We start from the raw sequence: 21,079 nt of genomic DNA, 5'->3' as shown, positions 1-21,079 counted from the left end.
GTCACGCTGCGTCGGTGCGCTCGCCGGCGCGCTGGTCGGCACGCTCGTCGTCGCCGAGCAGGTCGTGCCGCACGACGATGGCGTCACGGCCGGGGCCGACACCGATCGCGGAGATCCGTGCGCCGGACATCGCCTCGATCGCCAGGACGTAGTCCTGCGCGTTCTTCGGCAGGTCGTCGAAGGTGCGGGCTCCGGTGATGTCCTCGGTCCAGCCGGGGAACTCCTGGTACACCGGCTTCGCGTGGTGGAAGTCGGACTGGTTGACCGGGACCTCGTCGACGCGGACGCCGTCGACCTCGTACGCGACGCACACCGGGATCGTCTCGAGCCCGGTCAGGACGTCGAGCTTGGTGAGCACGAAGTCGGTCACACCGTTGATGCGTGCCGTGTAGCGGGCGATCGGGGCGTCGTACCAGCCACAGCGGCGCGGGCGGCCGGTGGTGGTGCCGAACTCGAAGCCGTTGGCGCGCAGGAACTCGCCCGACTCGTCGAACAGCTCGGTCGGGAACGGACCGGCGCCGACGCGGGTCGTGTACGCCTTGACGATGCCGATGATCCGCTCGAGCTTGCCCGGGCCGATGCCCGAACCGGTCGCGGCGCCACCGGCGGTCGCGGACGACGAGGTGACGAACGGGTAGGTGCCGTGGTCGACGTCGAGCATGGTGGCCTGGCCGGCTTCGAACAGGACGGTCTCGCCGCGCTCGAGCGCACGGTGGATCTCGAGGGCGGTGTCGGCGACCATCGGGCGCAGGCGCTCGGCGAACGAGAGCAGCGACTCGACGACTTCTTCCGGGTCGATCGCGCGGCGGTTGAAGACCTTGACCAGCAGGTGGTTCTTCTGGTCGAGCGCGGCCTCGACCTTCTGGCGCAGGATGTTCTCGTCGAAGATGTCCTGGATCCGGATCCCGACGCGGTTGATCTTGTCGGCGTAGGTCGGGCCGATACCGCGACCGGTGGTGCCGATCTGGCGCTTGCCCAGGAACCGCTCAGTCACCTTGTCGACGGTGCGGTGGTAGTGCGTGATGACGTGGGCGTTGGCCGACACGAGGAGCTTCGAGACGTCGACGCCGCGGGCACGCAGGGCGTCGAGTTCCTGGAACAGCACCTCGAGGTCGACGACGACGCCGTTGCCGATGATCGGGGTCACGCCGGGCGTCAGGATGCCGGAGGGCAGCAGGTGCAGGGCGTACTTCTCGCCGCCGACGACGACGGTGTGGCCGGCGTTGTTGCCGCCGTTGAACTTCACGACGTAGTCGATGCGGGAGCCGAGGAGGTCGGTGGCCTTCCCCTTGCCCTCGTCGCCCCACTGGGCTCCGATGATGACTGCTGCGGGCATCTGGTTCTCCTCACGTTGGCGGAGGACCGCACACGGCCGTCCGGGCCGGTGGTCCACCCGAGTCTATCGGCTGGTCACCTGCGCGCCACCCGGCGTGACGCCCCTGTGGACGGCGCGCTGCGCGAGGCTCCGGACGCGACCAGACGGACGGACGGGAGGCGCGGTGCCAGCTGGCACCGCGCCTCCCCTCCGTCGTCCGGTGCGTCCCGGACCGTCCGACGGTGTCCGGATCAGCTCCGGAAGAAGTCCTGGTACGACGGGTCCCCGACGAGCTGGGAGTGCCCCGGCTCGGCCAGACGCTGCTCGATCATGGCCTGGATGACGTCCGGCGGAGTGAGTCCACGACGGCGCCACTCGACCGGGTTGGACCGGAGCTGGTTCAGCGTGCTCTGCATGGGAGCCACACTGGCACCGGTTCACTAGTTTGTCTAACTACCTGTCCCGAACACGCGTTCCGGGCGACGAAGGAGCAGGAGATGCCCGGTCCCCACGAGGGACCCGACATCTCCTGCTCACCGTGTGGCGCGCGAACCGCGCCCCGGCTCCGTCCTAGCGGCGCGTGACCTTCGCGGTCGCGCCGGACTTCGCCGTACCGTCCTCGTACCCGGAGGCATGGGCGGTCACCCGCACGCTGATGCGGTGCCCGAGGTCGGACGAGCCGAGCGTGACCTTCGACCCCGTGGCCGACTTCACGACCTTGCCGTCACGCAGCCACTGGTACTTGTACGTCGCCTTCGTCGTGCTCCAGGTGCCGTGCTTCGCGGTGAGGGTCGAGCCGACCTTCGCCGTCCCGCTCACCGTGACCTTGCTCCCCTTCGCCAGCGCGAGCTTCGGCGGGACCACGTTGATGGTCGACGTGTCGGCCTGCTTGCCCGCCGCGTTGTCGAGGTGGAGCAGCAGCACCGTCGCCTTGGTGACACCCGAGGCGCGGGTGACCGTCAGCGAGTCGGCGTCGGCGAACAGCACGCCGGTGGCGCCGTCCTGCGAGAACGACAGCTTCGGCTTGGTCGGGTCGAACGTGACCGGCTTGGTCTCGTCCACCACCGACGAACCACTGGTGGCGGCACCCGGGGCGTAGGCCGACTCGGTCAGCACGGTGTAGTCGAACTTCGTCGACGCGCCGATCGCCGAGGCACCGACGGTCAGCACCTTGACGGAGCTGTCGAAGGTGTTGACGTCCTGGCCGGCCGCTCCGCCGTTGAGCGGCTGTGCGTCGACCGTCTTGCCCGTTGCCAGGTTCATCGTCGTCGCGAGCGTGGCGTCGATGGTGGCCGACTTCGCGTCGTACACCAGGTAGTCGGGCTCACCGTCACGGTTCGTGTCGATGAGGACCTCGACGTTGGTCACGGCACCGGGGTCGGCATCCGGACCGGCGGTCTGCACACCGAACGCGATGGTGCCCGACGCCTTGTCGTACGACGCACCGTAGGAACGGACGTCGGCCGCCAGCAGCGACTGCTCCGCCGAACCCTCGGGGAACGTCTCGGCCGGGTCGGTGCCACCGAGCACGAACGGGGCGACGGCCGCGTGGTAGCCGGTCGTCAGGCCGCCCTGGTCGAGCGTGCGGCCCTTGAGCGTGAGCTCGGCCGACTTGCCCGGCCCCGTGAAGGGGACCGTGGTCCGCGCACGCACCGCACTGACGGGTTTCGGTGCCACGTAGACACCGAGGCGCATCGGGTTGAGCGTGCTGTCGGTCGGCGCGAAGGCCACGATGCCCGAGGCAGCGGTCACGAACTCGCGCTGGTAACCCTTCTGGACGGCGTCCTGCGTCGGGTCGATGACACGACGGAGCTTCGTCGGGTCGGCGACCGAGAACGTCAGCGTGACCGAAGCGGAGCCGTTGGCGGGCACCGTCACCTGCTTCGAGCTGAGCGCGAAGGTCACACCCGGCTGCGACACCTGCGGCTGGTACGACACGTCGTACGTGTGCGCCGTGCTGTCGGTGTTGTCGACCTGCAGGGTGCGGGTCTCGCTCGTCCCGCTCGCGACCTCGACGACACCGAACGACGCGGTGACGAGCTGGTCGTTCTCGGCGCTGCGGACCGTGGTGCCGGCGGTGACCGCCTGCAGCGCGTCCACGCGACCGGTGCCCTGGCGGAGCAGGGTGGCCGAACGGTTGCCGTCCTTCACGTCGTGCGTCGCCGTGTTCATCAGCGCCGCCTTGACCTGCGGGGCAGACCAGGTCGGGTGCGACTGGAACGTCAGCGCCGCGATGCCCGCGACGTCCGGCGTGGCCATCGAGGTGCCGCTCATCGACATGCGGCCGTCACCGGTGCCGTTCGCCGCCGAGATCACGTTGACCCCGGGGCCGGCGATGTCCGGCTTGACGATGTCGTCGAACGACCCGTGCACACCACGGCTGGTGAACGACGCGAGCGTGTTCACGGCGTCCGCCTCGATGGCGACCTCGAAGCCCTTCAGCTCGTCCGCGAAGCGCACGTGCAGGGTCCCCGCCTTCGCGGTGGCCTGGAGGCTCGCCACGCTCTTCGCGGTCAGCTCGGCACCCGGGATGGTCGCGTTGCCACCGATGCCGGATTCGAACGTGTCGAGCGTGCCCGCCAGCAGGACACCGACACCGCCGGCGGCCTCGACGTTGTCGAAGCGCACGGCGGAACCGCACTCGAGCGCGGCGTCCGTCCACTTCAGCCAGACGACCTTGCCCTTGATCTTCGCGGCGTCGGCGGCGCTGAACGCGGCACAGCCGTCGATGTTCGCGGTCGGGACGACGACGTCGCCCTCGACCGGCAGGGTGCCCTTGAAGTTGGACGAGTACTGCGACCGGTAGGTCTTCGCGACGTCGGCCGGTGCGGTGACCTGCACGCCGTCGTAGAGCGACTGGCCGGTGGCGCTCGCGGCGACGGTGAGCGCACCCTCGGCGTTGCCCGGCGAACCACCGATGTCGGTGAAGTCGTCGGCGTTGCCCGAGGCGATCACGGGGAGCACGCCCCGCGCGGTCAGTGCGTCGATCTTGGCGTTGTCGGGGTCGTCCGGTGCACCGTAGTCGGAGCCGAGCGACAGGTTCAGGACGTTGATGTCCTTGCCCTCGGTGAGCGCCTTGCCCACCCAGTCGAGCGCGGCACCGGTGACGTCGGTCGAACCGCCGTTGTCACCGAAGACCTTCAGGGCGTACAGGCCGGCCTCGGGCGCGGTGCCCGGACCGATCCACATGTCCTGCACCTGCTGCGTGGTGAGCTTGGTGTAGTCGCCGTCGAACTGCTGCTTGTCGGCGGTCAGGCCGTAGCCCGCGATCGAGCCGGACACGTGCGTGCCGTGGTCGCCGCCCTTGCCGTCGATCGGGTTGTCGTCGGGAGCCGGCACCGGGTCGTAGGTGTTCGGGTCCTCGGGGTTGGCGTTGTACGTCGCACCGGCGAAGTCGTACCCGCCCAGGAACTTCGACGCGTCGTACAGGCTCGGGTCCGGGGCGCCGCTGCTCGCGTTCGCCAGGGCCTGCTGGTACGCCTCGGTGGTGCCGGGGCCGCCGAAGTCGGCCTGCGTGTAGTCGAGACCGGTGTCGAGGACGGCGACGTTGACGCCCTTGCCGGTGTGGCCGGTCTGCTGCCAGGCGTTGAGCGAGCGCGTGTAGACGTCGCTCGCGGCGTTCTTCGGCGAGACTCCGTCGGCACCGGGGCGCACCAGGCTCGGGTCGACGCCCGAGGGAGCGGCGTCGGCGTTCTCGTTGACCGTCGGCTCGACGATCTTCTTCGGCGTGAGCGGGATGATGCTCTCGACGTCGGAGCGCTCGGCGATCTTCCGGAACGCGTCGACGTCGGCGACGACCGCGACGCCGGGCACGGTGTACTCGGTCGAGTAGAGCTCGGTCGCGTCGGCATCGGCGCGCTTGACGGCCGACCGCACCGCGGCGACGGTGGACTGGATCGCCTCGACGCGGTCCGCGGCGGCGGCGGACTGCCTGCGCGACTGGGTCAGGTCGCCGCCCTTGGCCTTGGCGTCCACCTCGAGGGCGCCCTGGCCGGTCGTGCGCACGAACGCCGCGACGGTCTTCGTCGGCTTGGCGTCGCGGAGCGGCGCGGAGAGCTTGAGGTCGGCCACCGGGATCCCGGCCGGAGCAGCGGAGGCCGCGCCCCCGACTGCGAGACCGCCGCATGCGAGGGCCGCGACGGCGATGCCGGCGGTCAGGACGCGGGTGAAGCGATGGGGGGTGGGTTTCGGGTCGGTGTTCGGTGTTGCACGGTTCAAAGAGGGCACTCCAGGCTCAGTCCGTGGTTCGCATGAGATTCCTGTGAAGCTATGCGTTCGTTCTCAGGGAAGACAGTCCGCACTTTGGGGGACACCCCTCGTCCAGGGGACGGAACCTGTTAAGTTGCACACACGTGTGCACGTTATTACGATGGGGTGCGTGACCACCACGGAGCACCCCTCCCGCGCGCCCCGCCGCGACGCCACGGAGAACCGGGCAGCACTCCTCGACGCGGCGCGGACCTGCCTGCAGCAGGACCCGGACGCCTCCATCGAGACGATCGCCGCCGCGGCCGGCCTCTCGCGTCGCGCGGTGTACGGGCACTTCCCCTCGCGCGACGACCTGGTGCGCGAGGTCGTGACCGCCGGCGCCGCCCGGATCGCCGCCGCCATGCCCACCACGTCGGACCTGCAGGGGCTCCCGCCGGCCGCACGCCTGGCCGCCATCGCGGTGACGCTCTGGACCGAGGTCTCGCACGTCCGCTCGATGGCCCGGATCGCCGTGCGCAGCCCCTTCGCCGAACCCGTCGCCGAGGTCTTCGCCCCGTTGCGCTCGCAGGTGCGTCAGGCGTGCGCGCTCGGCATCGCCGACGGCGCGATGCGGGACGACGTCGACCCCGAGACCCTCGGCCGCCTGGTCGAGGGCGCGTGCATCGCCGTCCTCGACGAAGCCACCCGCTCCGGCACGAGCGACGAGGACGGACGGCGGATGGTGGTGGTGTCGGCGCTGGGCACGGCCGGCATCGACTGGCGCACCGCACTGCTCTCCGAACCCGCAGCTCCCGCTCCCGCCCCGAAGGACCACGTATGACCCTCGAACTCGACCACGTCGGCATCGGCGAGGAGCCCGGCGCACCCCTGCCCGTCGTCTCCGCCGTCGCCGCGCCCGGACGCCCGGGGGTCCTCGCCGTCGAGACCGAGCAGGCACCCGTGCTCGCGTCCCTCGTCGCCGGTGGCCGCATGCAGCCCGACACCGGCCGCCTGCTGCTCGACGGGCACGAGGACCCGGCAGCCGTCCGCCGCGCGTTCGCGCTGGTCGACACCCCCGGGATCGCCGAACCCTTCCCCGTCCTGACCCTCAAGCAGATCGTGCGCGAGGAACTCGCGTTCGCCGGGCAGCGCCCGAACCGCGAGCACGTCGACACGGTGCTCGACGAGCTCGGACTGCGGGACTACGTCGACACCGCCGTGCAGCGGGTCCCGACGGCCGTGCGCATCCGGCTGCTCGTCGAACTCGCCCTGCTCCGCGACGGTGTCACCGGGATCGTGATCACCTCGCCCGAGCGGCACGGCGGCGCCGTCGAGGACTGGTTCCAGGTGGTCCGCGACGTCGCCCGACGGGGCGTGACCGTGGTGCTGGTGACCTCGAAGGCCGCCGCCGCGACCGTCGAGCACCTGCTCGACACGATCGAGACGCACGACGACGTCGCGACGCCCGGCGTCGCCGAGACGCTCGGCGTCGCCGAGACGCTCGAACAGCCCCAGACCGAGGACCCCGAGGACGTGGCCCGAACCGACGGAACCGAGCCGGGCCTCCCGGCCGCTCCTTCCGTCACCACAGCATCCGCAACCGTCCCGACGGAGGCACAGAAGTGACCACCACCTCGCTCGTCCGCGCAGAACTCGCGCGGCTCACCGCGACCCCGCTCGCACGCCTGGCGTTCATCGCGCTGATGATCGTGCCGCTGCTCTACGGCGGCGCCTACCTGTGGGCGAACCGCGACCCGTACGCGAAGCTCGACCAGATCCCCGCCGCGATCGTGGACCTCGACGCCGGCGCCACGCTGGACGGCGACCAGGTCGACTACGGCAAGGACGTCACGAAGGAAGCCATCGACGGCGCCGACTTCAAGTGGACGAAGACGAGCGCCGCCGACGCCCGCTCCGGTGTCCGGAACGGCACCTACGACTTCGTCGTCACCATCCCGCACGACTTCTCCGAGCACCTGGTGTCCGCGCAGTCCGACGACCCGACGCAGGCGAAGCTCGTCATGACGACGGCCGACACGAACTCGTACCTGGCCTCGACCATCGCCGAGCAGGCGGGCAAGACCATGCGCACCGCCGTCGCCGAGCGCGTCGGCAAGCAGGCCGCGAAGACCCTGCTCGTCGGGCTCGCCGACGTCCGCGACAGCCTCGGCGACGCCGTCGACGGTGCCGATGAGCTCGCTTCCGGGGCCAAGAAGGCGGACCGGGGTGCCCACACGCTCGCGGACGGCACCGGCAAGCTGTCGTCCGGTGCGGCGGAGCTCGCCTCCGGCACGGCGTCGTTGCCGTCCCAGACCCAGCAGCTGGACAGCGGGGCGCAGCAGGTGGCGTCGGGGGCGTCGACCCTGGCGTCCGGGCTGGCCAGCGCGCAGCAGCAGACGGCGGCGCTGCCGTCGCAGACGCAGCAGTTGGACAGTGGGGCGCAGCAGCTGCAGTCCGGGCTGCACCGGCTCCGTGACCAGACGGCTTCGCTGCCGTCGGACTCGGCGCGCCTGTCCAGTGGTGCGTCGCAGGTCGCCAGCGGCAACGCCGAGCTCGTCGACAAGGCTGCACCGTTCATCGCGGGCGTCCAGCAGCTCTCTGCGCAGTCGCCCGAACTCGTCGCGTCACTGAAGCCCGTCGTCCAAGCCTCCACGGTGCTCTCCGCGGAACAGAAGACCCAGCTGCTCGCCGGGCTCGACAACCTGCAGGCCGGCAGCACCAAGCTCGGTACCGGTGCCGGCGACCTGTCCGGCAACCTGCAGAAGCTCAAGACCGGCAGCGCGCAGGTGTCCTCGGGCGCCTCCCGGCTCGCCGAGCAGGCCCCGGCGCTGACGAGCGGCATCCAGCAACTCTCCGACGGCTCGGACACGCTCGCCGCCGGCACCGGCAAGCTCGCCGCGAAGGCTCCGGAGCTGTCGTCCGGCATCGCCACCGCCGCGAACGGTGCTTCGAAGGTCTCGTCGGGCGCGTCGAAGGTGGCCGACGGCACGTCGAAATTGGCCTCGGCCGCCCCGACCCTGTCGTCGGGTGCGTCCCAGCTCGCGACCGGTGCGAAGACCGCCGACCAGGGCGCCTCGTCGCTCGCGTCAGGGTTGGACAAGCTCACGACCGGCTCGTCGAAGCTCGCGTCGTCGCTCGACCAGGGCCGCACGAAGATCCCGGCGTCGAACGCCTCGGAGCGTGCGTCGCAGGCCTCGGTCATCTCCGACCCGGTCAAGGTCGGGGACGACAACGTCGCCGCCGCGTCGAACTACGGCGCCGGCCTCGCGCCGTTCTTCATCTCGCTCGCGGCCTGGATCGGCATGTACGCGCTGTTCCTCATCCTCAAGCCGATCTCGAAGCGGGCGATCACCGCGGTGCGGAAGCCCCTCGCGGTGGTGTTCGGTGGCTGGCTGACCCCGGCCCTCCTCGGCCTGGTGCAGATGGTGGCGCTGTTCTTCATCGTGCGCTTCGCCCTCGACCTGAACGTGGTGCACGTCGGCGGCACGATCGGGATCATGGTGCTGGCCTCGGCGACCTTCGCGGCGATCATCATGGCGCTCAACGTGCTGCTCGGATCGGTGGGACAGTTCCTCGGCCTGGTGCTCATGCTCGTGCAGCTCGTCACCGCCGGTGGGACGTTCCCGTGGCAGACGCTGCCTGGGCCGTTGGCAGCGCTGCACTTCGCGCTGCCGATGACGTACTCGGTCGACGCGATCCGGCAGACGATGTACGGCGGGAACCTCGGCGCCGCGTGGTCCGACGCGGGCGTGCTGCTCTGCTGGCTGCTCGGGGCGCTCCTGGTGTCCTTCGTGGTCACGGCGCGGCAGACCCGCTCCCGCACGCTGCGCGACCTGCGCCCGAGCCTGATCGGGTAGCGGGCGCGGGGCGGCGGCGCCGCGACATCGAGTGAGCAGAAGACAACGGGTGTGCAATAGCGACCCGTCGTCTTCTGCTCACTCGACGCGACCTCCGCGTGCAAGGAGCGTCTTCAGGTGCGCCACTGCGGCTGAGCGGTGCAGCGTCAGGTCGGACTTGGTCCACCGGACCACCACCCAGCCGAGTCGTTCCATCTCACGGTAGCGGCGGAGGTCACGGCCCCACTGCTCGGCGTCGGTCCGGTGGTGGTCGCCCTCGTACTCGATGACGATGCGGTGCTCCGGGTAGGCCAGGTCGACGCGGCCGACGAACCGTCCAGCTTCGTCGAGCACCTCGAACTGCAGTTCGGGCTCGGGCAGCCCCGCGCGGACGATCGCCAGCCTCGCTCGGGTCTCCTGCGGCGACCCGGCGCCCACCCGCACGAGCTCGAGTGCGACCCGGAGCTTGCGGACTCCCGATCGTGCTCCGGCCAGGGCGACGGCCGCGGCGAGGTCGTCGATCGTCGTCCCGCACCGTCGTTCCGTGACGATGGCGTCCCCGAGCACGACGAGCTGGTCGACCGAGAGCATCGCACCGCAGTCCACCCACAGCGCCGCGGGCGTGCTCGTCGGCATCCCCCACCGCTCCGTCACCCGGGCACGGTCCGGCGTGATGCGATGCCCGACGACCCCGCGGCGTCGCGGTTGCGCGATCGGTACGGGACTCGTGACGTGCACCGGGGCGTCGTCGGCGACAGGGACGGGGAGCTGCCAGAGGACCGCCGCCGAGACGTGGCTGATGAACTGCCCGGGAACCAGGAGCGGCCGGAGTGCCCGGATCCGGTGGACCGGGTCGGGCGGACGATCACGTGCCCAGCGGATCGACCGGGTCGGCCGGACCAGGTCACGCCGTCGGAGTCGTTGTCGGGAGACGCCGGCGCGGTCGGCCGCGCTGATGTCGAACGCGCGCCCGCGCAGCGGTGTCGGAAGTGGTCGTGCTCGCATGTCCACCACGTTCGCGCCCAGCGCCCACTGCTCGCGCGCCGAACGCGACTTCTGTGTACAACGCACCCCGGGCCTCCCGTGTGGAGGACCAGCCACACGCAGATCGTGAGCAGAAAAGGTCTAGTCGCGGCGCCACACCCGACCATTTCTGCTCACGAAGCGAAACCGACCCCCACACCCCGCCCGCCCGCAGGGCCATGTCACGTCAACCGCTACGATCGACGCACGAGCCAACGGAGGTCGAAGCGCATCATGGGAGACGGCAAGCCCGCGACCATCTACGACGTCGCCGCACGCGCCGGGGTCTCCAAGTCCCTCGTCTCCCTCGTGCTGCAGCGCTCCCCCCGGGTCAGCGACCAGCGCCGGGCCGCGGTGCTCAAGGCGATCCAGGAGCTCGACTACCGGCCCTCCACCGCGGCAGTGTCCCTCGCCGGCACCCGCAGCCGCACCATCGGTGTGGTGCTGGACGACTTCCGCAACCAGTGGTTCGTGGACCTGCTCACCGGCCTGCGCGAGAGCCTGCAGGACCAGGGGCACCGGCTCGTGGTCGCCGACCGCTTCCTCAACACGGGGCTCGACGCCTCACCGGTCGAGGGCTTCCTGTCCATGCGCGTCGAGGGCATCGTGATCGCCGGCGAGCCGACCACCGACCTGGCGATCCCCGCCTCGATGCCGCTCGTGATCGCCGGCGGCCGCGTCGCGATCCCGCGCGCCGACACGGTGGCGAACGACGACCACGCCGGTGGCGGCATCGCGGCGCAGCACCTGCTCGACCTCGGGCACACCCGACTCGGGTTCGTCGGTGCGAGTTCGGCGGCCTCGGCGGAACGCCAGGCCGGGTTCGAGCAGGTAGCGGCGACACGTGCGTCCGTCGTCACGACGGTGCTGCCCGGCGAGCCCACCGAAGAGGCCGGTTCGCGTGCCCTCGGCATGCTCCTCGACGAGCACCCGGACGTCACGGCGGTCTTCGCCGCGAACGACGTGATGGCCCTGGGTGCCCTGTCCGAACTCGCTGAACGCGGGTTGCGCGTCCCCGAGGACGTCTCCGTCATCGGCTACGACGACACCCCCGTGGCCGCGATGCGGTACGTCGGCCTGACGAGCATCGACGACCGCAGTGTCGAGATTGGCCGCGGCGCCGGCGAGCGTCTGCTCGCCCGCATCGCCGATCCGCGGATCGCCGCGACGGAACTGCTCGTCGAACCCCGCCTGGTCGCGCGCCGCACCACCGCCGCGCGCTGACGCGGCACCCCTGCCCCCGGCCGGGAGGCCCGCCCCGCGTCCGTCACGCCCGCTTCGTGAGCAGGAATGGTCGGGTCCAGGGCCCGCACCCGACCACTTCTGCTCACGACGTCGCGCCGGGCAACTCCGCGTGCTGGACGACCCAGCTGTGCATGACGATCGCCGCGGCGGCCGAGGCGTTGATGCTCCGCGTCGACCCGAACTGCGTGATCTCGAGGTGCGCGTCGGCACCGGCGACCGCCTGCTCGGTGAGTCCGGGGCCCTCCTGCCCGAACAGGAACACGCAGCGCTCCGGGATCGTCGCGGTCTCGATGCGTTCGGCCCCGGGGGTGTTGTCGATGGCGACGACGGGTCGCGCTTCATCGGCCATCGCGGCGAGGAACGCTTCGACGTCGGGGTGGTACCGGACGTGCTGGTAGCGGTCGGTCACCATCGCCCCGCGCTTGTTCCACCGCCGCCGTCCGATGATGTGCACCGTGCCGGCGAGGAACGCGTTGGCGCTCCGCACGATCGAGCCGATGTTCAGGTCGTGCTGCCAGTTCTCGATCGCCACGTCGAACGCGTGCCGGCGGGTGTCGAGTTCGGCGACGATCGCGTCCATCGACCAGTACCGGTAGCGGTCGAGCACGTTCCGGGAATCCCCCGCGGCGAGCAGCTCCGGGTCGAGCCTCGGGTCGTCGGGCCAGGGTTCCGGGTGCGGCCCCACCCCGTTGGTCGTCAGCTCGTGCGACGGTTCGGGCGCAGTGGTCACCCGACCAGCGTACGGCCGGGCGCGGGGTCGGGCGCCGCCGGCTCAGGCGGTGCGGGCGATGCGCGCCTCGATGCCGGCGATCAGGATGTCGAGGCCGAGCGCGAACCGGTCGTCGTAGGAGTGCTCGCCGAGGATCTCGCCCACCAGGCGGTGCCGCTCGGGTCGGCCGGCCTCGGAGTCCCCGCGTCCGACCTGCACCCCGGCGTGCCCGACCACGAAGTCGTAGACGACGAAGAAGGCGTACATCGCCTCGGCCGGCGGCAGCCCGGCGTCCTGCAGGGCACCGACGACCTTCGCCACGACGGCGTCCGACTCGGTCGAGGCGAGCGGGGCCCGCTGGCTGTGCGACTCGAGCACGAGCGGGTGGGTGCGCATCAGGTCGCGGAACGTCGTGGCGAAGGTGCGGACGACGGCGTGCCACTCGTCGGGCCAGACGAAGGTGGCGGTGAACTCGTCGACCGTGCGGCGGACGAGTTCGGCGTGCAGGTCGTCCAGGCCGCCGATGGTCCGGTGCACGGTCATCGGGGCGACGCCGAGCCGGACGCCCAACGCACGGAAGGACAGCCGGTCGAGGCCGTCCTCGTTCGCGATGGTCGTGGCGGCGTCGATCACCTGCTCGCGGGAGAGCACGTTCGGGCGGCCTCGGCGTCGTCGCGGCGTCACCTCGAGCTCCGTCTCCGACACCGGGGTGGGTCGGGGCGCGGTGGACGGGGTTCCGGGTTCGACGAGCACGAGGGGGCCTCCTTGATTCGGTACGTGTCCCGAAAAGCGTAGGGCAAACCCGACCGCGGTTCGGTGTCTCGACCATCTCGGGTCTGGCAGCAGCGCGCAAGAGCCGCCCCGGGCCTCCCGGCCCTTTCCGAGCCGGCCACGAGCCGACGCGAGCCGGACCTGAACCCCCGCGCAGTAGGGTGAGGCGCATGGCGACCCGAGACGACGTCGAGTGCTGGCTGACCGACATGGACGGCGTGCTCGTCCACGAGAACCAGGCGCTCCCCGGCGCGCCGGAGCTCATCCAGCAGTGGCTCGACGACGGCACCGAGTTCCTCGTGCTGACGAACAACTCGATCTTCACGCCGCGCGACCTGAGCGCCCGGCTGCGGGGCTCCGGCCTGCACGTGCCCGAAGAGCGGATCTGGACGAGTGCGCTCGCGACGGCCGACTTCTGCAAGTCGCAGATGCCGGGCGGGTCCGCGTTCGTGATCGGCGAGGCCGGCATGACGACCGCCCTGCACGAGGCCGGGTTCATCATGACCGAGACCGCTCCCGACTACGTCGTCGTCGGCGAGACCCGCAACTACTCGTTCGAGGCGATCACGAAGGCCGTACGGCTCATCCGCGACGGCGCACGGTTCATCGTGACGAACCCCGACGCCACCGGCCCGAGCGCCGAGGGGGTCCTGCCGGCCACCGGCGCCATCGCGGCCATGATCGAGAAGGCGACCGGCAAGCAGCCCTACGTGGTGGGCAAGCCGAACCCGATGATGTTCCGGTCGGCGATGAACCGGATCGGCGCGCACTCCGAGAACACCGGCATGATCGGCGACCGGATGGACACCGACGTGCAGGCCGGCATCGAGGCGGGGCTGCACACCGTGCTCGTGATGACGGGGATCAGCGACCAGGCCGAGATCGACCGGTACCCGTTCCGTCCGAGCGAGGTCATCTCCGGCGTGCACGAACTCGTGCGCACCGAGCCGTTCGAGGTCGAGCTCTAGCCCTGACGACCCACCGGCGTCGGGCCGTCGGCAGTGCGCCGGTGGCCGGTCAGTTGCCGGCAGCCGACTCGCGCCAGCGCGCCTGACCGATGATGTTCTGCGCATAGGAGACCCGGTTGAACACGTCGACGCGCTGCTCCTCGGAGAAGACCTGCACGAACTCGGTGTGCGACTGACCGTTCGCGGCCCAGATCGACACGGAGACGTTGCCCTGCGTCCGTCGCTCCTTCGCGAGCAGGAACAGGAGTCCGAGCAGGAAGAACCACACCGTGATGACGGTCATCACGATCGCCCACGTCGGGATGTGCGACGTCGACGACGACTGGTCCTGCGCGGTGATGTTCACCTGCGCGGCCGGCCAGGTCCCGCTCGGCGTGACGATGCGGTCCTGCGTCACCCCCACGGATCCGATCGAGACGAGTACGGGGCTCGGCGCCGGCGCCCCACCGGTCGGCTGCATGCTCATGGTGGAACCCTAGCGGCCCACGCACCCCGGGCGGCTTTCGGAGTGCAGCCTGCGCCGTGCGGGGGGGGTGGGGGCGTGGCGAGGTCGCACGCGGGGTGGGTGGCGGCGGCGCACGGTGGGCGGCAGCGGCGCACGGTGCGGAGTTGGGCAGCGGGCGCCGGGTTGGTGGTTCCTTGCGAGCCTGCAGCGCCGCACCCAGCCGTCAAGCTCGCACCGCATGAACGAACCCGCACCGTGCCGAGCCCGGCGAGACGGGGCGGGCGCGAGGTTGGCGGCGGCGCACGGTGCGAGGTTGGGCAGCTGGTGCCGCGGTGCTGGTTCGGTGCAAGCCTGCAGCGCCGCACCCAGCCGTCAAGCTCGCACCGCATGTACGAACCTGCACCGTGCCGAGCCCGGCGAGACAGAGCGGGCGCGAGGTTGGCGGCGGCGCACCGTGCGAGGTTGAGCAGCGGGTGCCGCGGCCGGGCGCGAGGTTGGCGGCGGCGCACGGTGCGGGGTTGGGCAGCTGGTGCCGGGTTGGTGGTTCCGTGCGAGCCTGCAGCGCCGCACCCAGCCGTCAAGCTCGCACGGGGGCGCGCACCCCGGGCGCGCCCGTGCGGCGCGGCGCGGCCCGCATGACGATCGGGTGAACAGAACCGTTCCGCGGTGAACGACGGGAAAACTGCCCCGGGAGCGACCCTAGGGTTGCCCTGGTCGAGCTGAAAGCGGCTCTGACCAGGGTTTTCTGTGAATTACTACAGGATGGGGTCATCGGTGCCGATGTCGGTTCGTGCCACGACGGCAGTGGTCGTCGGCGCGCTCGGAGCACTCGTGGGGACCGCGATCGTCGCCCCGCACCTGGTCCCTCCGACGGCGCCGCACGCGAGCGCGGTCACCGTGCAGGCCGGCACCGACGCCTGCGGAACGGGGTGGCCCGCGAGTCCGGACCGCGCTCTCGCCGGCCCCCAGACGTTCCGGATCCACAACACCTCCGTCGCCGGGATCGAGGTGCAGCTGGTCGACCCCACGAACGGCGCGGTCTACCTCGACGCGGAGGGGCTGGGAGCGGGTGCGACGCACGACTACGGCGTCCGACTCCCGCGCGGCCAGTACCGGTTCCGCTGCCTGCCCGCCGACGCGAACCCCGGCACCGGGCCCATCGTCCACCTGCGCGGCGCCACGCACGTCAGCGACGAGACCCCCGGGATCGTCCCGGTCACCCGCGACGACCTGATCCCCGCCGCCAAGTCGTACGGCGACTGGATCGAGAGCCGCCTGCCGACGCTGCTCGCCGACGTGCGTGCACTGGACTCCGACGTCCGGACGGGTGACGTCCGGGCCGCACGACGGGACTGGCTGGTCGGTCACCGCGAGTACGAGCAGCTCGGAGCCGCCTACGGCGCGTTCGGGGACGACGACACCGCGATCGACGGGCTCCCGGCCGCCGGACGGACCGCACTCGACGACCCGCACCTGACCGGCTTCCACCGCCTCGAGGCGCTGCTGTGGTCCGGAGTGCCCAGCAGCCGCGCCGTCGCACCCGCAGACGCCCTGGTCGCCGCCGTCGAACACCTGCGCCGGACGTTCCCCACCCAGCGGGTCGACCCGCTCGACATCGGCCTGCGCTCGCACGAGATCCTCGAGAACGCGCTCCGCTTCGAGGCGACCGGGGCCACCGACGCCGGCAGCCACACGGCACTGGCGACGATCGACGCGAACATCAGCGGGACGGAGCACGCGCTCGAGCCGCTCCGGTCGATCCTGCGGACCCGCTACCCGGGCCTCCGGGCCACCGACCGTGCGCTGGCGACCCTGCGCGCCGACGTCGAGTCACACCGACGGACCGACGGTAGCTGGGACACCCTCGACGGTCTCGACCGCACCGCCCGCGAGCACCTGGACGCCGACCTCGACGCTGCGCTCGAACAGCTCGCGCCCGTCGCCGCCATCTGCGACCCGAGGAGGACCTCGTGACCGAACGACCGCAGCGCCCGGGCCCGGCGGGTCCCCGGAGCCAGCAGCGCCCACGCGGGATGGACGCGGCGACGTACCGCCGGATGGCCGAGGCGCACGCCCGCCTCGGGCTCTCCGCCGACGGCAGTGTGTGTCCCTCAGGCGCACCGGACGACCAGCAGCAGCCCGGCCCCACCCGCGGGGTCGGACGCCGCGCGTTCCTGACCAGCGCGGTCGGGGCAGGTGCCGGAGCCGCCGCGGCGGCAGCGAGCCTCACCGCCGGGCGTGGGACGGGCCTCCAGGCAGCCGCCGCGACCACCGGCGGTGCCGACGCCTCGTACGCGTTCCACGGCGCGCACCAGGCCGGGATCACCACACCCGCGCAGCGACAGTCGGCGTTCCTGGCGTTCGACGTGACCGCGGCCGACCGCGGGGACCTCGCCGACCTGCTCCGGACGATCACCGAGCGGGCCCGGTTCCTGACCCGCGGCGGCACGCCTGCCGACGTCGGGATCACCGCGCCGCCGGCCGACTCCGGCGTGCTCGGACCGCAGGTCGCGGCCGACGGGCTCACCGTGACGGCGAGCGTCGGCGCCTCGCTCTTCGACCACCGGTACGGCCTGTCGGGGCAGCGCCCGGCGCGGTTGCGGACGATGGAGGACTTCCCGAACGACGACCTCGACCGGTCGATCTCGGACGGCGACCTGCTGCTGCAGGTGTGCGCGCACAACACCGACACCGTCCTGCACGCCGTCCGCGACATCGCCCGGGCCACCCGCGGCGGCATGCAGGTGCGCTGGCGCCAGGACGGTTTCGCGTCCCCGCCGCGCCCCTCCGGCACCCCGCGCAACCTGCTCGGGTTCAAGGACGGCACCGGCAACCCCTCCACCGCGGACCGCAGCGTGATGGACGACCTGGTCTGGACCCGCGGTGGACAGGACGGCGAACCCGACTGGGTCACCGGAGGCAGCTACCACGTCGTGCGGACCATCCGGATGTTCGTCGAGTTCTGGGACCGCGTCTCGCTGCACGAGCAGGAGAACATGATCGGCCGGCACCGCGACTCGGGTGCCCCGCTCACCCGCAGCGGCGAGTTCGACGACCCCCGGTACCAGGACGACCCGACCGGCGACGTCATCCAGATGGACGCACACATCCGGTTGGCGAACCCGCGCACCGCCGAGGCGCGTGCGCAGCAGATGCTCCGCCGTCCGTACAACTACGACAACGGCACCGACACGAACGGCGACCTCGACATGGGCCTGTTGTTCGCGTGCTTCCAGGCCGACCTGGAACGGCAGTTCGTCGCCGTGCAGAAGCGCCTGGTCGACGAGCCCCTGGTCGACTACGTGTCACCGGTCGGCGGCGGCTACTTCTTCGCCCTGCCCGGGGTCCGCCACGCGGACGACTGGCTGGGCCGTCGACTGCTCGCACGGACTTAGCCGGGCCGACGCTCGCACATCCGAGCCCGGGCCGTCGCCCGCACGGCCCCGCCCGCACGGACCCGCACGGACGGACCCGCACGGACCCGCCCGGACCCGCCCGCCCGCCGGGCCCCACCGCTCCCCCACCACCCCACCGTCCCGACCAGTGAGAGGTTCCACGTGTTCCGACCTTCCGAACGACGCGTCCAACAGGGCGCGCTCGCCATCATGGCCCTGGCGGCCGTCGCCGGGACGGCCCTCGCCATCCCGCAGTCGGCGTCCGCCGCGGACAACTCCCTCAGGACCACCACCCCGATCAAGCACGTCGTCGTCATGTACGACGAGAACGTGTCGTTCGACCACTACTTCGGCACCTACCCGAAGGCCGCGAACACCGACGGCACCCGCTTCACCGCCGCACGGAGCACCCCGAAGGTGAACACGCTCGCGTCCTCCGGCACCCTGACGAAGAACCCGAACGCCTACGCCCCGTCACGGCTGACGCCCGCCCAGGCGCTCACCTGCGACCAGAACCACAACTACCTGCCCGAGCAGAAGGCCGTCGACGGCGGTGCCATGGACAAGTTCGTCGAGAGCACCTCGGTGGACACCTGCACCGGGCTGTACGGGTCGCCGGGCCTGACGATGGACTACTACGACGGCAACACCACCACGGGGCTGTGGAACTACGCCCAGAACTACGCGATGAGCGACAACGCCTGGGACACCGGCTTCGGCCCCTCCACCCCCGGGGCGCTCAACCTGATCAGCGGCAACACCCACGGCGGCACCGGCGTGGACTCGGTCACCGGTGCCACGGTGCCGACCTCGACCGCCGTCGTCGCGAAGGACGCCGCGGGCCAGGGCACCGTCACCGCCGACCCGGACCCCGCCTACGACGACTGCTCCGACAAGGACCACACGTCGACGTCGAACCTGGTGAAGATGTCGGGCAAGAACATCGGCGACCTGCTCAACGCGAAGGGCGTCACCTGGGGCTGGTTCCAGGGCGGCTTCACCCCGACGACGGCCTACGCGGGCACCGGCACGCTCGCCAAGTGCGACGCCACCACGACGAACGTCGGCGGCTCGGTCAGCAACGACTACTCGCCGCACCACAACCCGTTCGCGTACTACGCGTCGACGTCGAACCCGCACCACCTGGCACCGACGAGCGACCGCATGATCGGCTCCACCGACCGGGCGAACCACCAGTACGACCTGTCCGCGTTCGACACGGCCCTCGCCGAGCACCGGATGCCCGCCGTGTCCTTCCTCAAGGCACCCGAGGCCCAGGACGGCCACGCCGCGTACTCCGACCCGCTCGACGAGCAGAAGTTCCTGACGTCGAAGATCAACGAGATCGAGCGGTCGCCGGAGTGGTCGAGCACGGCCATCGTCATCAACTACGACGACTCGGACGGCTGGTACGACCACGTCGCGCCGACGATCCTGAACGGCTCGACGGACTCCTCGAACGACACCACGGTCTGCACCACGGCCGCGACCAAGGTCGGTGTCGCCGGTGGGTACCTCGACCGCTGCGGCCCCTCGCAGCGGCTGCCGTACCTGGTCATCTCGCCGTTCGCCAAGCAGGACCACGTCGACCACACCGCCATCGAGCAGACCTCGACCACGAAGTTCATCGAGGACAACTGGTCGACGGGCCGGATCGGTGACCAGTCGTTCGATGCTCGTGCCGGGTCCCTCCGGGGCATGTTCGACTTCACGCACCCGCAGCACCGCGAGGTGCTCCTGAACACCAAGACGGGTGCGGTCTCGCGGATCGTGTCGACGGCCGTCACGCCGAAGCCGACCCCGAAGCCCACGACGAAGCCGCACACGGGCTCCGGCAGCGGTACGGGCGCGAGCACCGGTTCCGCTGGTGGGACCGGCAGCGGCTCGAGCACGGGTGCGGGCACGGGCACGGGGAGCGGGGCAGCGCCGGTCTCGAGTGCCTCAGCAGGAGCCGGGGCCGCGGGGCAGACCGTCGCCGCCGACCCGTCCGCGACCGACCCGTCCGCGACGCGCCTGGCCTTCACCGGTGCGCAGCTCACCGGGGTCACGATCGCCGCGATCGTGTTCCTGATGTCCGGCACCGCTCTGGTCGTCATCCGCCGTCGCCAGCTCCGCCGTCGGGCCGACTGACACGGAGCGTCGGGCCGACTGACACGACGCGTCGGGCCGACTGACACGACGTGTCGGGCCGACTGACTCGACAGACCGGTGCCCCGGAGCGTGCTGCGTTCCGGGGCACCGTCGCGTCTGCGCGGGGTCGCCCCGCGCCCGTCGCGTCCGTTCCCTCAGACCACGTCGGCCTGGAGGCGCGGCTCGCCTCCCGGCACCACGACCGCCCCCATGGGCGGTACCGTCCGCCACCGCTTCGCCAGCCGCCGCGGCCGGTCGTCGTACCAGGCGACGAGCCCGCCCGCCACGATGCCGAACGCGAGCACCCCGAACGAGAACAGCCCGATCAGGCCGAGCAGGGTCAGCTTCCCGAAGTCGCCCGTGTCCGCGGTCGCCGAGAACCCGATCGACCCGAAGTCCCAGAAGGCGTGCAGCAGCACCGGTGCGAGCAGGGACCCGGTCAGCCGACGCGCGACGTACAGCGTCGACCCGAACGATGCCGCGAACACGACCTGGATCAGCGTCGGTCCGATGCCCGCCCCGGCGAGCGCGTTGAGCAGGTGCAGCAGCCCGAACAGCACACACGACAGCGCCCAGACACCCATCTCGGGCAGGCGGCGGCGCAGCCCGACGAGCAGGGTCCCGCGGGCCATCAGCTCCTCGAACACCCCGACGAACAGCACCCCGACGGCGAGCAGCAGGAAGTAGTGCGCCGGCAGCGCCGTCCAGTCGATCAGGGGCAGCCGCACGACGCACACCACCAGCACGAGGATCGGCGCGAGCATCGTCCACCGCACCCGCGTCCGGACCGGGTCGACCGTGGCGATCCGCCACCAGCCGAGCGCCGTGACGAACACGGCGAGCGCGGCGACGGCGATGCCCTCGGGGATGACCAGGGCGTGCACGACGCTGTCGACGGTCTGCGCGAGGGTCGCGTAGTCGTCACTCGGCCGCGAGCGCCAGGCGCTGATGGCCGCGAACACCACGAGCGGCGCGAGCCCGAGCAGCAGCGACGGGGGCACCGGCCAGCGACGGCGGCGGGCTCGGGTGGGGGTGGTCGTGGTCACCTCCCGGT

16 protein-coding genes are annotated in these 21,079 nt (G+C 71.4%); 8 read left to right on the top strand and 8 right to left on the bottom strand.

What is annotated here, in order from left to right; translation table 11 throughout:
* Position 1: 1 nt before the first annotated feature.
* From ACL00U_RS02575 to ACL00U_RS02565, 3 genes are all read right to left on the bottom strand, one after another.
* The gene (locus ACL00U_RS02575) at positions 2-1,336 is read right to left on the bottom strand and encodes an adenylosuccinate synthase (protein WP_017886319.1); all 1,335 of its coding nucleotides are present in this window, start codon (positions 1,334-1,336) and stop codon (positions 2-4) included.
* 230 nt (positions 1,337-1,566) lie between these two features.
* Positions 1,567-1,731 (bottom strand): hypothetical protein, encoded by a 165-nt coding sequence (locus ACL00U_RS02570; RefSeq protein WP_159557278.1) that lies wholly within the window; start codon positions 1,729-1,731, stop codon positions 1,567-1,569.
* Between the two features lie 154 nt (positions 1,732-1,885).
* Complete coding sequence (locus ACL00U_RS02565; protein WP_250894424.1) at positions 1,886-5,533, bottom strand: S8 family serine peptidase; 3,648 nt, start codon at positions 5,531-5,533, stop codon at positions 1,886-1,888.
* A 160-nt stretch (positions 5,534-5,693) separates the two neighbouring features.
* Between ACL00U_RS02565 and ACL00U_RS02560 the strand changes: the two genes are divergently transcribed.
* Genes ACL00U_RS02560 through ACL00U_RS02550 form a run of 3 tightly spaced genes read left to right on the top strand, consistent with a single transcriptional unit; the run spans position 5,694 to position 9,360 of the window.
* Positions 5,694-6,344 carry a TetR/AcrR family transcriptional regulator gene (locus tag ACL00U_RS02560; protein ID WP_194590366.1) on the top strand — a complete coding sequence of 217 codons (651 nt, stop codon included), beginning with the start codon at positions 5,694-5,696 and terminating at the stop codon, positions 6,342-6,344.
* Entirely contained in the window at positions 6,341-7,129 is a 789-nt protein-coding gene (locus ACL00U_RS02555) for a hypothetical protein (RefSeq protein ID WP_259575652.1), read from the top strand. Before ACL00U_RS02560 ends, ACL00U_RS02555 begins: the two co-directional genes overlap by 4 nt.
* Positions 7,126-9,360 carry a YhgE/Pip family protein gene (locus ACL00U_RS02550; protein ID WP_159557274.1) on the top strand — a complete coding sequence of 745 codons (2,235 nt, stop codon included), beginning with the start codon at positions 7,126-7,128 and terminating at the stop codon, positions 9,358-9,360. The genes ACL00U_RS02555 and ACL00U_RS02550 overlap by 4 nt, the downstream gene beginning before the upstream one ends.
* Before the next feature lie 78 nt (positions 9,361-9,438).
* On the opposite strand, the gene ACL00U_RS02545 is transcribed toward ACL00U_RS02550, so the two are convergent.
* Positions 9,439-10,410 carry an endonuclease domain-containing protein gene (locus tag ACL00U_RS02545; protein ID WP_263137106.1) on the bottom strand — a complete coding sequence of 324 codons (972 nt, stop codon included), beginning with the start codon at positions 10,408-10,410 and terminating at the stop codon, positions 9,439-9,441.
* 186 nt (positions 10,411-10,596) lie between these two features.
* Between ACL00U_RS02545 and ACL00U_RS02540 the strand changes: the two genes are divergently transcribed.
* The gene (locus tag ACL00U_RS02540; RefSeq protein WP_017886326.1) at positions 10,597-11,586 is read left to right on the top strand and encodes a LacI family DNA-binding transcriptional regulator; all 990 of its coding nucleotides are present in this window, start codon (positions 10,597-10,599) and stop codon (positions 11,584-11,586) included.
* A gap of 103 nt (positions 11,587-11,689) precedes the next feature.
* Here ACL00U_RS02540 and ACL00U_RS02535 read toward each other — a convergent pair whose 3' ends face one another.
* A complete protein-coding gene (locus ACL00U_RS02535) occupies positions 11,690-12,337 on the bottom strand; it encodes a TrmH family RNA methyltransferase (RefSeq protein ID WP_056069460.1) in 648 nt (215 codons plus the stop codon).
* Positions 12,338-12,379: 42 nt separating this feature from the next.
* Complete coding sequence (locus ACL00U_RS02530) at positions 12,380-13,069, bottom strand: TetR/AcrR family transcriptional regulator C-terminal domain-containing protein (protein WP_017886328.1); 690 nt, start codon at positions 13,067-13,069, stop codon at positions 12,380-12,382.
* A gap of 188 nt (positions 13,070-13,257) precedes the next feature.
* Here ACL00U_RS02530 and ACL00U_RS02525 point away from each other — a divergent pair, with 188 nt between their 5' ends.
* The gene (locus tag ACL00U_RS02525) at positions 13,258-14,055 is read left to right on the top strand and encodes an HAD-IIA family hydrolase (RefSeq protein WP_017886329.1); all 798 of its coding nucleotides are present in this window, start codon (positions 13,258-13,260) and stop codon (positions 14,053-14,055) included.
* 49 nt (positions 14,056-14,104) lie between these two features.
* Here the strand turns inward: ACL00U_RS02525 and ACL00U_RS02520 are convergent, their stop codons facing one another.
* On the bottom strand, positions 14,105-14,521 hold the full coding sequence (locus tag ACL00U_RS02520) for a hypothetical protein (protein ID WP_042539144.1): 417 nt from the start codon (positions 14,519-14,521) through the stop codon (positions 14,105-14,107).
* 759 nt (positions 14,522-15,280) lie between these two features.
* On the opposite strand from ACL00U_RS02520, the gene ACL00U_RS02515 reads away from it, so the two are divergent.
* The 3 genes from ACL00U_RS02515 to ACL00U_RS02505 all read left to right on the top strand — a co-directional run bounded on the left by ACL00U_RS02515 (position 15,281) and on the right by ACL00U_RS02505 (position 20,025).
* A complete protein-coding gene (locus ACL00U_RS02515; protein WP_307360080.1) occupies positions 15,281-16,474 on the top strand; it encodes an EfeM/EfeO family lipoprotein in 1,194 nt (397 codons plus the stop codon).
* Positions 16,471-17,895 carry an iron uptake transporter deferrochelatase/peroxidase subunit gene (gene efeB / locus ACL00U_RS02510; RefSeq protein ID WP_412873776.1) on the top strand — a complete coding sequence of 475 codons (1,425 nt, stop codon included), beginning with the start codon at positions 16,471-16,473 and terminating at the stop codon, positions 17,893-17,895. The genes ACL00U_RS02515 and efeB overlap by 4 nt, the downstream gene beginning before the upstream one ends.
* A 162-nt stretch (positions 17,896-18,057) precedes the next feature.
* Positions 18,058-20,025, top strand: a complete 1,968-nt coding sequence (locus ACL00U_RS02505; protein ID WP_412873775.1) for a phospholipase C — start codon at positions 18,058-18,060, stop codon at positions 20,023-20,025.
* Positions 20,026-20,180: 155 nt separating this feature from the next.
* Here the strand turns inward: ACL00U_RS02505 and ACL00U_RS02500 are convergent, their stop codons facing one another.
* Positions 20,181-21,071, bottom strand: a complete 891-nt coding sequence (locus tag ACL00U_RS02500; protein WP_259495273.1) for a CPBP family intramembrane glutamic endopeptidase — start codon at positions 21,069-21,071, stop codon at positions 20,181-20,183.
* Positions 21,072-21,079: the final 8 nt, after the last annotated feature.

Source organism: Curtobacterium poinsettiae, from assembly GCF_047226435.1.
Taxonomy (GTDB): Bacteria; Actinomycetota; Actinomycetes; order Actinomycetales; family Microbacteriaceae; genus Curtobacterium; species Curtobacterium poinsettiae.
Note: the sequence above shows the minus strand (reverse complement) of the source record. Positions and strands in the feature narration are given on the sequence as shown.